Below are 12,099 nucleotides of genomic sequence, written 5' to 3'. Positions count from 1 at the left end.
TGCGTCTCCCTCTCACATTTGATTAGGTGGTGCATAGCGTATCGCGATATTTTTCATTTGGGTATAATTTCTTAACGCGACAAAACCTTTTTCTCGACCAATACCGCTCTTTTTATAGCCACCGAACGGCATTTGAATTCCGCCTGCAGCTCCATAGTTATTGACAAAAACTTGACCAGCCTGCACTCGGCTTGCGACAAAATGAGCAGTATCCAAATCCTTGGACCAAATGCCTGCAACTAAACCGTAGTCTGTACTATTCGCTAAGGCAATCGCTTCTTCGACAGTTGTAAATGTAAATATAGTCAACACTGGACCGAAAATTTCTTCCTGAGCAAGTGGATCATCAGCATCTACCCCAGCAAGTATTGTTGGTTCAACATAATAGCCATTTTCATAGCCTTTAATCGTCAGTGTTTCGCCACCAGTGACCACATAGCCATCTTCCTTCGCCTTTTGCAATAATGTTGAAATCTTCGTATATTGTCGTTCATTTAAAAGTGGACCCATATCAACGTCCGCTTCACCCGGACCAACTTTTAGTGCTTGAAATTTCCGCACTAATTGCGTGATGAATGTCTCTTTTACACTTTCTTCAATTAGTAATCTTGCCCCAGCAGAGCATGTTTGTCCGGCATTTTGAATAATGGCACGAACTACTCCCTCAAGCGCCTGCTCCATGTTTGCATCCGCAAAAACAATATTCGGCGATTTCCCACCAAGCTCTAATGTTACAGGTACTACATTTTCAGCTGCTGATTTCATAACAGCAATCCCCGTTGGAACAGAGCCCGTAAACGTAATATGATTAATATCAGGATGTGACGTTAAATACGGACCGACATCACGACCTAAACCTGTAATATGCTGAAAAATACCTTTTGGCAATTTATCCTCAAACCATTCAGTTATGGCATGTGTTGTCAATGGCGTATCCTCAGCACTTTTAACAATCACTGCATTACCCGTTGCGATGGCGGCTGCTACACTTCTTGCTGTTATTTGAATAGGATAATTCCAAGGAACGATATGTACGGTAATTCCGACTGGCTCTAACACTACCGCATTTAAAATGCCATCTTCAATTGGAATAGTATCCCCCATCACTTTATCAGCAGCTCCCCCGTAAAACTCAAAATAACGAGCTGCTGCTTCAATATCTGCCCTTGCTTGTGTTAACGGCTTTCCAACATCACGGCATTCTAATAAACTCCATTCCTCTGCATGCTTGCGAATATAGTGAGCGAATTCAACAAGTAACTGTCCTCGTTCATATGCCTTTATTTTCCGCCACTCTTCACTTTCAAATGCTACTCGTGCAGCACGAACAGCTTCATCAACATGTGCTTTATTGGCATTCGTAATTTGGGCAATAACTTCACCAGTAGAGGGGTTCATAACATCTAATAATGCCTCCGAGTCAGCGTGAATCCACTCACCGTTAATAAACATTGGAATTTTTTTCACCTTATCCCTCCTATAGTCCGCGACCACCGTCTACATGTAACGTCGTCCCTGTAACCATACTCGCATCATCTGAAAGTAAATAATTTACCGCACCTGCAATGTCTGACGGATTCACTAAACGTCCAAGAGGTACCGATTGAACAAAGACATTTTGTTTTGTTTGCTCGATATCTGCTCCTTGTGCGGCAAACTGTCCCAACATCTGTGTATCGGCTGGACCTGGATGAATTGTGTTAACACGTATTTGGAACGGCGCTAATTCAATAGCCATTGCGCGTGTAAAGCTCTCTGCCGCCCCCTTAGAGGCAATATACGCCTGCAAACCAGGTCTCGGACGTACGGCAGAAATAGAGGCAATCGTTACAATTGAGCCCTTCTGCCGTTCCTTCATATAAGGAACGACAGCCTTAGTTGTAATAAATAAGCTTTTCACATTGACATCCATTAACCGATTCCATTCGTCCATCGTTACTTGTTCAATCGGTGTTGCTGCCTGCGCTATGCCAAGTGCATTGACGAGGCCATCAATACGTCCATACTTGTCAATAACCTGCTTGCATATGTCGTTCACACGCTCCTCCTGCAAAACATTGACTTCAAAGCATTGCAAGGCATCCTGTGCTAAATCTGTTAGTGATGCTACCGATAGATCAAGCCCAACTACAACATTGCCCTTCGCAAGCTGCTCCTGAATAATGGCTTTTCCCATACCCCCACCAGCACCTGTGACAATAATGACCTGTTGTTCTACTGCCATGCTATACACCCCTTGCCACTAATTTCATTTTGACAATCTCCTGACAAATCGCATCACCCATTTGCGCTGTCGTCGCCTGCCCACCAATATCCGCCGTTTTCACAACACCTTCTTGAAGCACCGTCTCAATCGCATTAACAATCAACTCTTCTATATCCGGTCTTCCAATATGTCCAAGCAATAAAGCAAGTGACCAAATTTGTGCAATTGGATTTGCGATCCCCTTTCCTGCAATATTTGGCGCTGACCCATGCACAGGCTCAAACATAGAGGGAAATTCCTTTTCTGGATTCACATTAGCTGATGGTGACAATCCAAGACCTCCAACAATAGCTGACCCTAAATCAGATAAAATATCCCCGAATAAGTTGGAGGCAACAACAACTTGAAAATCCTGTGGTCGCTCCACAAAGTAAGCTACTAAAGCATCGATATAAATAGATTCTAGCTCTAGCATTGGTGAGCTTTGAGCAAGAATCCTTTTCGTATGCTCATCCCAGAACTTCATTGAATGAATAATGGCATTCGATTTTGTTGCACTCGTAATTTTTGTTTTGCCATATTTATAAGCATAATCACAGGCGGCTTGTACAATTTTTTCAATACCGATGCGTGTCATAATCGTATTTTGAATCGTCATTTCCTGCGGCTGATTATGATACATTCGACCACCACTATCGGAATATTCCCCTTCCGCATTTTCTCGGAAGATCACGAAATCAATATCCCTCCCATTGGCAAGTGGTGAGGCTATGCCAGGTAGCCATTTAATCGGACGGAAATTAACATATTGCTGGAAGCTTTTGCGTATCGGCATAATTAATTCCCATACCGTAACATCATCTGGAACACGAGCATCTCCAATAGCCCCGAATAATATCGCATCAAACTCTTTTAAAATGTCTAGTGCATTTTCAGGCATCATACGACCGTGCTGAAGATAATAATCGGAGCTCCAAGGAAAAGTCGTTGTTTCTATTTGTAAAGACGTATCATGTTCCTGTAGATGGTTCAAAACCTTTAACGCTTCCTCCATGACTTCCTTTCCAATCCCATCACCTGGTATGACGGCAATTTTTTTGTGAGTCATTGTGCATCACCTGCTAAAAACTTTAATGCTGCCAAACGATATATAGCTGTTGTTTCTGCCAATTCTTCAATATCGACATATTCGTCAATTTGATGGGGAATATCACGATCACCCGCACCAATCGTAACAATTGGTATACCATGCACATGAAGGAACGTTCCATCTGTAGCCCCTGGGACACCATTATATTTCGGCTCTTTCTCCGTTACTTCAGCAACTGCCTCGTAAATAGCTTGTACAACAGGTTCCTCCTTCGCTGTAGCTGTGGCCGGGCGGTTGTCAAGCACTGTTAGCTCTACCTTAAAATCCGGATCATCCGCTTGCAGACGTTTGATAATCGCCTCAATTTTACCAAGAAGCTCATCATGATCCTGTGCAGGTACTGTACGAATATCAAGCGTCGTCATACAATGATCAGGTATGACATTAATTTGCGCATCCCCTTTTACTGGTGCTCGTAAAATTGTCGGCGTAATGGTTGGCCAATTAAGCATTGGATCACGTCCTAACCGTGCTTGCTCTTCTTTTTCTAATTTTTCAAGCTCCACAATAAAACGTGCCATACGCCAATTCGGGTTAATACCGCTCCAAGAAATTGCACCGTGCGCCATCTTCCCAAAAATATCCACCTTCAAACGTATCGCTCCACGCTGCGCAATGCTGACATTATTTTCCTGCGGTTCACATATAATAGCCCCATCTACATCATCTGCCCAACCATTTTTTATAAAATGTTTAATGCCAAGCATCAATCCTTCTTCATCACAAGGAATACATAAAATAATCTTGCCTGTAAATTCCTCCTGATCCAGTAACAACGACTGGCAAGCTGTAATCATACATGCAAGATTTCCTTTTGTATCATTTGTACCTCGGCCATACATTCGACCATCAATAATTTCTGCACCGAATGGATCGTACGTCCATGCTTCACGATTTCCTTCAGTAACGACATCTGTATGTCCTTCAAAGAGTAGCGTTTTCCCTGGTTTACCCGAATCAATAATAGCAATCACATTCGGCCTACCTGGCACAACCTCCTCCACATGTGTTTCAATCCCGATATCACGTAAATATTGAGCGACAAAATTTGCCACTTCTTGTTCATTGCCATTTGGATCATTTTCTCGATAAACGCTTTCAATACGAACTAGCTTTTGTGTAAGCTCAATAACTACTTCTCGATCACGCAAATAAGATTCCGTTTTCTTTAAATTTGTTACTGTCATTTAAAGGCCCCCTTATTTAAAGTGAATATTCTGAATTCAAATTATTTTAACATTGTCCTTATAGAAATGTATTAGACAATTTGTTAATAAAACATATAATGCTATTAACTTTTTGTTTAGTATTAAAAAGCTAGAGAACGTCAAAATTATCTACTTTTTGTTATTTCCCGATAAAAAGAGACTGGATCATTACCATAACGTGGGGTTGATATCCGTTCCGACTGGGCGCTTTGTTGCTGTCGCTTCGCTTTCGCACAGATAATACATTTGTTGCTGTCACTTCGCTTTCGCACAGACAATACATTTGTTGCTGTCGCTTCGCTTTCGCACAGATAAAACATTTGTTGTTGCTGACGCTTCGCTTTCGCACAGATAATACATTTGTTGCTGTCGCTTCGCTTTCGCACAGATAAAACATTTGTTGCTGATGCTTCGTTTTCGCACAGAGCAAAGCTTCCTAGAGGGCGCCCGATGAACAAAATGATAGAGCTACAACATTTGAAAATATAAGAAAAATTGGAAGCTACGAAAGAAATGCGGTCTTGTAAGCAGACTTTCTTATCGTCATTTTACCAACCGGGAAAGGATGCCATATAGAATTTGGAATAGCACTTGGACAAGTAAAAAAAATATATTTTATTCACCAAATGAAGATGTAGACAATTTCGAAACGACAAGTACGTTTTATCATTTACCCGAGGTTGAAATGGTTAGGGGAAAATTGTATTTAACTAATGAAATATAAAAAACCAGCGTCTATTTTGAATAGCTCAAATAGATGCTGGTTTATTCGTTTTATCGTTGACGAGACTCTGTCATTTGCTTCCAAACAGAACCTTTTGCTTCCTCGCCCTGTTCGATGCGAGCAATCGCCATTTTTACTTGTAGTTTCACTTCAAACTCTTTATCCTCTTCAGCAGCCTTTAATGCCACTAATGACTTTTCAGTACCGACCTCATACAAGTACATGGCTGCACGCCAACGAACAAGCTTATTTTTATCTTGCAATGCTTGCTGCATCGCATTTTCAAATTCCACGAAGCCAAGGTCACTCATACAATCTCCTGCAGTTCGGCGTACCGCTGCACTTTTGTCTTGTAATGCCTTTTCTAAATATGGAACAACCGACACATCTTCAATCATTCCTAAATAAACTGTTGCCAGTCGACGGATCGACATTTGCTCATCTTGTAACGCCAAATCTAAAAGTGGTAAATCATCTAGCTCTGGATCTGCCATCTGATCAAGTAATTGGAAACGTTTTTCCCACTCAGGTTGCTTAAACTGTGCAACAGTAATTTTTAGCTTAGCTGGTTTCTCAATTGTTTTTTCGGCGTCATTCATCATTTCGACAATCTCTACTAATCGTTCCTCAGAATATGTCACATCGATTTCCTGCTTTATTGCTTCCGCAATTTCCTCAAGCTCGCCGTATCGTACACCATAGTCAATCCACTTACGTTGGAAAATATAATTTTCATCAACTGCTGTCTCAATAATTTTATTGAAAGCTTCGACAAAGCGCTCACCACAGCTTATACGGTGCTCACGTTGATTATCAAACACCTTTACTTGTAGTGGCACCTGCTTATAGAACTGTACATGAACGTATACTTCACCATAAAATTCATTAGCTACCTGTGTTTCACTTTCTTCCTGTACGTCTTCACCTAACACTTGACGAATGCTTGCTAAAATACCTTCCCATGCATACTTTGCGTTACGTTCAACAGCGAAGAAATCAGCTACATGATACACTCCCTTCACACCTTCAATTGCTAAAATCGCTGCTGCTTCTTCAGTTGCTTCATCTTTATTATCCTTTGTAAAATTATAGCTTTTGCCAAAAGGTAACTCTGTATCAACGACAATCTTCATAGAATTAGGACTTGGTGTCGGTTCAATTGTCATAATCTTCATGCATATCGCTCCTTATCCGTTTACGATTTCATCTAGATACGACCATCTTTCAATAAGGTGTTCATATCGTGCATTTAGCTCATCAAGCTTCGCCGTTAACTCCTGCAGCTTTGTAAAATCAGCACCAGCGTTGGCAATACCCTCTTCGGTTTCCATAATCGCTGTCTCTGTCTTTTCTATATCATCAGCAATCGTTTCCCATTCTTTTTGCTCTTTAAAGGATAATTTTTTCTTGTCCGATTTAGGCTTTTCCGTCTTAGGTTTTTCGACCTTTGGCGCCTCTACCTTTACAACGGTTTCCTGTTCACGTTTTTGTAAATAGTCACTGTAAACATCAAGTGTCTCTTCAACATGTCCAAGACCATCTAAAATCCATAACTTTTTCACAATACGATCTAAGAAAAAGCGATCGTGGGATATCGTTATAACGACCCCAGGGAAATGCTCAATGAAATCCTCCAACACACCTAGTGTTTCAATATCTAAATCATTTGTAGGCTCATCTAGTAACAGTACGTTTGGTTGTTCCATTAATAATCGTAATAAATGGAGACGTTTACGCTCGCCACCCGATAATTTACCGATCGGTGTACCATGCGCATTAAGCGGGAATAAGAAACGCTCCAGCATTTGAGCTGCCGAATAGCGCACACCCTCTGCATCTGTTATATCATTTGAAGCTTCTCGAATATATTCAATCATACGCTCATTTTCATTCATTTTCGGTAATGTTTGTTTAAAATGCGCTAGCTTCACCGTCGAACCAACATGAATTTCACCTAAATCAGGTGTAAGTTCACCTGCAAGCATGTTCAATAATGTTGATTTTCCTACACCATTAGCTCCGATAATACCAATTCGGTCGCCCTGTTGCAGTAAAAATGAAAAGTCTTCTAGAATCTTTTGATGGCCAAATGCCTTCGAAATCTTTTCTGCCTCTAAAACCTTTCGACCGAGACGCGTTGTAGCTAGGCCCATCTCAAGAGAAACATCTTCTGACTTACGCTCTAGGTTATCCTCTAACTGTTCGAAGCGTTGGATACGTGCCTTTTGCTTCGTAGAACGCGCCTTCGCTCCACGACGAATCCATTTTAATTCCGAACGATAGCGATTGCGGTCCTTTTGAGCAGAGGCTGCTTTCATTTCCTCACGAATAGCACGTGCTTCGAGATAATCTCCGTAATTCCCTGTATGGCGATACATTGTTTGGTCAGCAAGCTCATAAATATGAGTGGATAGCTCATCTAAGAAATAACGATCATGGGTAATGAATATGACTGCTCCCTTTAATCGTAAAACCATTTCTTGTAGCCATTCCGTTGACTGCACATCTAAATGGTTGGTCGGCTCGTCCAATAAGTAAAGATCTGCTGGCTCAATTAAGACTTTAGCCAATGCGACGCGCTTTTGCTGTCCACCTGACAGAGTTAATACTTCCTTATCAAACATTTCAATCCCAAGCTTCGTAAGTGCTGTCTTAGCCAGTGCATTGACATCCCACGCCTGCTCTTCATCCATGCGATGCTGTAAGCTAAATAACGTTTTTTGTAAACTTTCTGACGTTGGATTTAGTGCAAGTGCAGCAACCGTCTCCTCATATTCACGATTAAGTTTTAAAATAGGTGAATCTCCTGCAAATACTGCCTGTAACACAGTTTCGCCACTGTTAAAAGTAGGCTCCTGTGGTAAATAAGCAATACGGTATTTATTTGGGCGGTCTACATTCATTGAATCCGCTTCGATTTCACCTGCTAAAATAGAAAGCAATGTAGATTTACCAGTACCATTAATACCAATTAGCCCTGCTCGCTCCCCCTCATAAATCGTAAATTCAATATTTTGAAAGAGCGTTTTATCGCCCACTGTTTTCGTTAAATTTTGTACAATTAAATGACTCATTACACTGTCCATCTCTTTCATTTAGGTGTTGTTTAATGCCCACACTACTTTTATATGTAGTTTATTATTGATATCCATTTTTATCATAACACCAAATGACAGGTAAACAAAGGACAACAAACTCTGTTTCCTTATCGAAAAAACATACCTCCTCCATTAACCGCAAAATGAAGAAGCTTAAACTTTCTACTCGATCTAACTTAGTGCCTCATCACCGATAGAATACAGATGGCTCTAACGTAACAAACTATGCGTATGAAAATCGCCAAGCTGTCATTGATTATATTATGGTAAACAAAACAATTAATCCTGCTGCAGATAACAACTGGTCATTTATACCGTTCCCAGCAAATACAAAAATCATTTACCTCTCTGCTAAGGAAGCACAAAAAGTTATTCCTGAAGGTAGCAATATCGAATATGTAGGAGAAACAGAAAATGGCTTTGGTAAATATTTAATTAAATAATGATGAAATGTTTGTGCTTTGTATTTTAGACGCGAAGGATTAGATTAACAATAAACAGATGAAGGCAAACGAAAAGGTATAAGCTTACTATTCAATAGAAGCTTATACCTTTTCCTGTTGCTCATATCTAACTTTTAGAGGATAAATTTGCATCCGCTTTGAAAAGCAGTGTACATTTTTATTTACCTATTTCATTTTGTAATTGCTCTAAAAACTGTACCATAAATTGATGGCGTTCGTTAGCCATTTGCTTGCCCTTCTCTGTAATCATTAAATCCTTCAACAATAAAAGCTTCTCGTAAAAATGGGTAACTGAGGATGTATTTTTACTGCGATACTCCTCCTCTGTCATATCCGTACGAGCGTCCTCTTCCTCATCGTAAAGCTTTCTACCTTTAGCCCCACCGAAAGCAAATGTGCGTGCAATGCCGATTGCTCCAATGGCATCTAATCGATCTGCATCTCGTACAATTTTTGCCTCAATAGAAGTTGCTTCTAACTCATTGCCACCATTAAACGATACTTGTGCAATGCAATCTCGGATATGTTGCTTTTTCTCCTCGCTTAAAGACAACTCGGCAATTAACTTATTTTCCTGCTCTTTACTATCGGTATACTTTTTATCGCTTACATCATGCAAAAGCACAGCAATTTTTACGACCTCCGCATCAGCTTCCGGTTCAGTATGTAAAATCGCTAACGCATTTTGATAAACACGTTCAATATGTTGAAAATCATGGCTAGCATCAAACTGTTCATAAATCCCACGTACTTTGTTCATTAAATTGTTCATATTTTTTATTCATTCCTTTCCTTTACGATTATACTGTATAGTTTAGAGGAGTTGAAAGCTAAGTAACCTCTCTTCTCGATAAAAAGTAAAAAAAGTTAGATCCTTTCAATTGACTAATTTTTCAGAATACTGTATGATAAACGTACAGAACATTAATTTGTTCTGTACGTTCATTATTTCAGTGATGTATAAGAACTATGTTTTAACAGATTAAACAACTTCAGCGGGCTTACAATTGAATATTGTGTTGAAAGATGACGTGTGTAATCAATCATCTAAGAAATCAAATAAAAGTGAACACTTTCCCTTAGAAATTCTTTGTTTTAACCCGCATAGTAAATGTACATGACGAGATAAGTGAACAAACAGTAAGCCTGTTTTCACGACCAAGAAGGCTTTGACCATATGTCGCAAGCGTGTGATATTTTTTATCATTAATTGATGTTACCTTCTTCTGTTCAATATCTTGAATATGTGTGAACGTAACTCCTCCCATTAATGGCAAATGGTACACCAATTTCTTGCCAACATTTTGCGAAAGGCCGAATCATCAGAGTCGTGCGAACAAAACTAGATAAATTTTTCAGGCAACATTTTTTCCGAATTTCATTTAAGCCGTAAATGAAGTAATAAGTTATGAAGGAAGTAGGAACGATAGTTATGTTATGTATTACCAACCCGCTGAAGAAACAGTAAAAGCTGCCCATCTTACTCAATGTAGATGATGGCAGCTTTTATTGTTTCTTCAATTTCCATTTTAAAGACATTCCCATAAGTTAATACCGTTTATTAGTAATTTGTTAATTAATGCAAATATTCCCGTACTGCTGAATTTACACACATTGTCGTACAATTGCTGCTCATACCACCCTACATTTCAAAACTTAGCTCTTCCTTGAAATCGTAGCCTCGTTAACCCTAACGTTGTTTATTCGTCATTATTTTGGATTAGCCCTTCCTTGATTTCTTCAATACGCTCCACAGATAAGCCTGTTATTTTACTAATAAATTCAATATCCATATCATTCGCTAAAAGATTGTTGGCAATTTCTTCTTTTTCTTCTTTTTTCCCTTCTTCTATACCCTTTTGCTCTGCCATATGCTTCACATCCTCTAGCTTCGCCTCTTCATCAAGGATATACTTTAACCGTGATTGATAGGCAATAACATCTTCCTGAGATAAACTTAACTCTTCCCAGGCATTGAATGCCTCTAATAGATGTTCGTCCTTCATCGCCAGCTCCTCCAATTCGCAAAAAATTTTATCATAAACCTTTTTCTTTCGTGCATCGACCATACCTAATAACAATAACCAGCGTGCTAAAATATCATCAAGTGGCTTTAGTTGTTCTTTGTGCCATTCAAAAGTTTGGTCATAAATCTTCATATTTTATATTATTTTAACATGCTTCAATTGTAGGCCCAACTTCAAGAAATTAAAAAACAAGCCCTCTGTAGTTTATAAAAATGATTAAAATAGCCCTATTATCCTTGTTAATACGCAATGCTGCTGTTGAAGTATTAAGTTATAAAGGAAGTAGGAATAAATGTTATGTAATACCCCTTATTTTAATCGTCGTGCTTAATGTTAAGTAGCTTTGATCGACTTTAATAACAGCCATTCGCATTCCTTCTTTAATGCTGGCACTGGGCTACTCTATATCAACTAAAGGGCCATCATAAAAAGACATGACAGCTCATATCTTCTTGTATGAGAGGATGATTATGTGAATGACCTGTTAGAAAACATATATCAATTATCTATAGCAGTCCTACTCTTATGTTCAGTTATTTCCGTAAGACTTCTTAAAAATTTAAAGCGCGAAAGAAAACTTTCTTACTTTGAATATACTATGTATTTAATCATTCGAATTGCCGTTCTGTTATGGTTAGCTAGTTTTCTACTTATTCATTATGGAGCTTAATTTTTTTGATCAATCTTTGAGTAAACTGCCATTTTTTTAACTTCATCAAGAAATTCTTCACTATAATTTTTGCTAAAAGAAGCAACTTAAATTGTAGATAAAAGGTTTTTGAAGCAAATTATTAAGATTCACAGCTATTAATAGCTGAATTCTTTATTTCCAAAGAAGCAAAAAAAGTCGACAAAGTTGAAAAAACAACTTTGTCGACTTTTGAGAAGGTATTCTACTGAAAGGATACCTCTTTCTTATGATTACATTATTAAAAATTAAAGTTTAACGATGTTTGTAGCTTGTGGTCCACGTGGGCCTTCTTCTACTGAGAATTCAACTTTTTGGCCTTCTTCAAGTGTTTTGAAACCGTCACCTTGGATAGCTGAGAAGTGAGCGAATACGTCGTTTCCGCCTTCTACTTCGATGAATCCAAAACCTTTTTCTGAGTTAAACCATTTTACTGTACCTTGTGTCATTTAAATGACCTCCATTAATCGTATTAAATAAAACCATTTTATAAGAAAAAAATTCACATATTACAAAAAGTATCTAACAAAACAC

At 38.9% G+C, this 12,099-nt stretch carries 12 protein-coding genes; 2 read left to right on the top strand and 10 right to left on the bottom strand.

The features are described from left to right. Window positions 1-12 precede the first annotated feature (12 nt). From QUF91_RS09705 to QUF91_RS09675, 7 genes are all read right to left on the bottom strand, one after another. Complete coding sequence (locus tag QUF91_RS09705) at window positions 13-1,467, bottom strand: aldehyde dehydrogenase family protein (RefSeq protein ID WP_289417631.1); 1,455 nt, start codon at window positions 1,465-1,467, stop codon at window positions 13-15. 10 nt (window positions 1,468-1,477) lie between these two features. Beyond that, window positions 1,478-2,224: an SDR family NAD(P)-dependent oxidoreductase gene (locus QUF91_RS09700; RefSeq protein ID WP_285396464.1), complete on the bottom strand. Its 747-nt coding sequence runs from the start codon at window positions 2,222-2,224 to the stop codon at window positions 1,478-1,480. Window position 2,225: 1 nt separating this feature from the next. Continuing rightward, entirely contained in the window at window positions 2,226-3,314 is a 1,089-nt protein-coding gene (locus QUF91_RS09695; RefSeq protein WP_289417630.1) for a tartrate dehydrogenase, read from the bottom strand. Next, window positions 3,311-4,543: a M20 family metallopeptidase gene (locus QUF91_RS09690; RefSeq protein WP_289417629.1), complete on the bottom strand. Its 1,233-nt coding sequence runs from the start codon at window positions 4,541-4,543 to the stop codon at window positions 3,311-3,313. Before QUF91_RS09690 ends, QUF91_RS09695 begins: the two co-directional genes overlap by 4 nt. A 146-nt stretch (window positions 4,544-4,689) precedes the next feature. Next, window positions 4,690-5,022: a hypothetical protein gene (locus QUF91_RS09685; RefSeq protein ID WP_289417628.1), complete on the bottom strand. Its 333-nt coding sequence runs from the start codon at window positions 5,020-5,022 to the stop codon at window positions 4,690-4,692. Between the two features lie 316 nt (window positions 5,023-5,338). Continuing rightward, window positions 5,339-6,463: a conserved virulence factor C family protein gene (locus QUF91_RS09680; RefSeq protein WP_289417627.1), complete on the bottom strand. Its 1,125-nt coding sequence runs from the start codon at window positions 6,461-6,463 to the stop codon at window positions 5,339-5,341. Between the two features lie 12 nt (window positions 6,464-6,475). Next, window positions 6,476-8,362, bottom strand: a complete 1,887-nt coding sequence (locus QUF91_RS09675; protein WP_289417626.1) for an ABC-F family ATP-binding cassette domain-containing protein — start codon at window positions 8,360-8,362, stop codon at window positions 6,476-6,478. A 287-nt stretch (window positions 8,363-8,649) separates the two neighbouring features. On the opposite strand from QUF91_RS09675, the gene QUF91_RS09670 reads away from it, so the two are divergent. Next, window positions 8,650-8,829 (top strand): hypothetical protein, encoded by a 180-nt coding sequence (locus QUF91_RS09670; RefSeq protein ID WP_289417625.1) that lies wholly within the window; start codon window positions 8,650-8,652, stop codon window positions 8,827-8,829. A gap of 178 nt (window positions 8,830-9,007) precedes the next feature. Here QUF91_RS09670 and QUF91_RS09665 read toward each other — a convergent pair whose 3' ends face one another. Next, a complete protein-coding gene (locus QUF91_RS09665) occupies window positions 9,008-9,622 on the bottom strand; it encodes an HD domain-containing protein (protein ID WP_289417623.1) in 615 nt (204 codons plus the stop codon). 928 nt (window positions 9,623-10,550) lie between these two features. Then, window positions 10,551-11,009, bottom strand: coding sequence for an Rpn family recombination-promoting nuclease/putative transposase (locus QUF91_RS09660; protein WP_289417622.1), 459 nt, complete (start codon window positions 11,007-11,009; stop codon window positions 10,551-10,553). Between the two features lie 340 nt (window positions 11,010-11,349). On the opposite strand from QUF91_RS09660, the gene QUF91_RS09655 reads away from it, so the two are divergent. Next, window positions 11,350-11,547, top strand: a complete 198-nt coding sequence (locus QUF91_RS09655) for a hypothetical protein (protein WP_289417621.1) — start codon at window positions 11,350-11,352, stop codon at window positions 11,545-11,547. 266 nt (window positions 11,548-11,813) lie between these two features. Here QUF91_RS09655 and QUF91_RS09650 read toward each other — a convergent pair whose 3' ends face one another. After that, a complete protein-coding gene (locus tag QUF91_RS09650) occupies window positions 11,814-12,014 on the bottom strand; it encodes a cold-shock protein (protein WP_068982670.1) in 201 nt (66 codons plus the stop codon). Window positions 12,015-12,099: the final 85 nt, after the last annotated feature.

The sequence above is a fragment of the Lysinibacillus sp. G4S2 genome, assembly GCF_030348505.1.
Lineage (GTDB): Bacteria > Bacillota > Bacilli > Bacillales_A > Planococcaceae > Lysinibacillus.
Note: the sequence above shows the minus strand (reverse complement) of the source record. Positions and strands in the feature narration are given on the sequence as shown.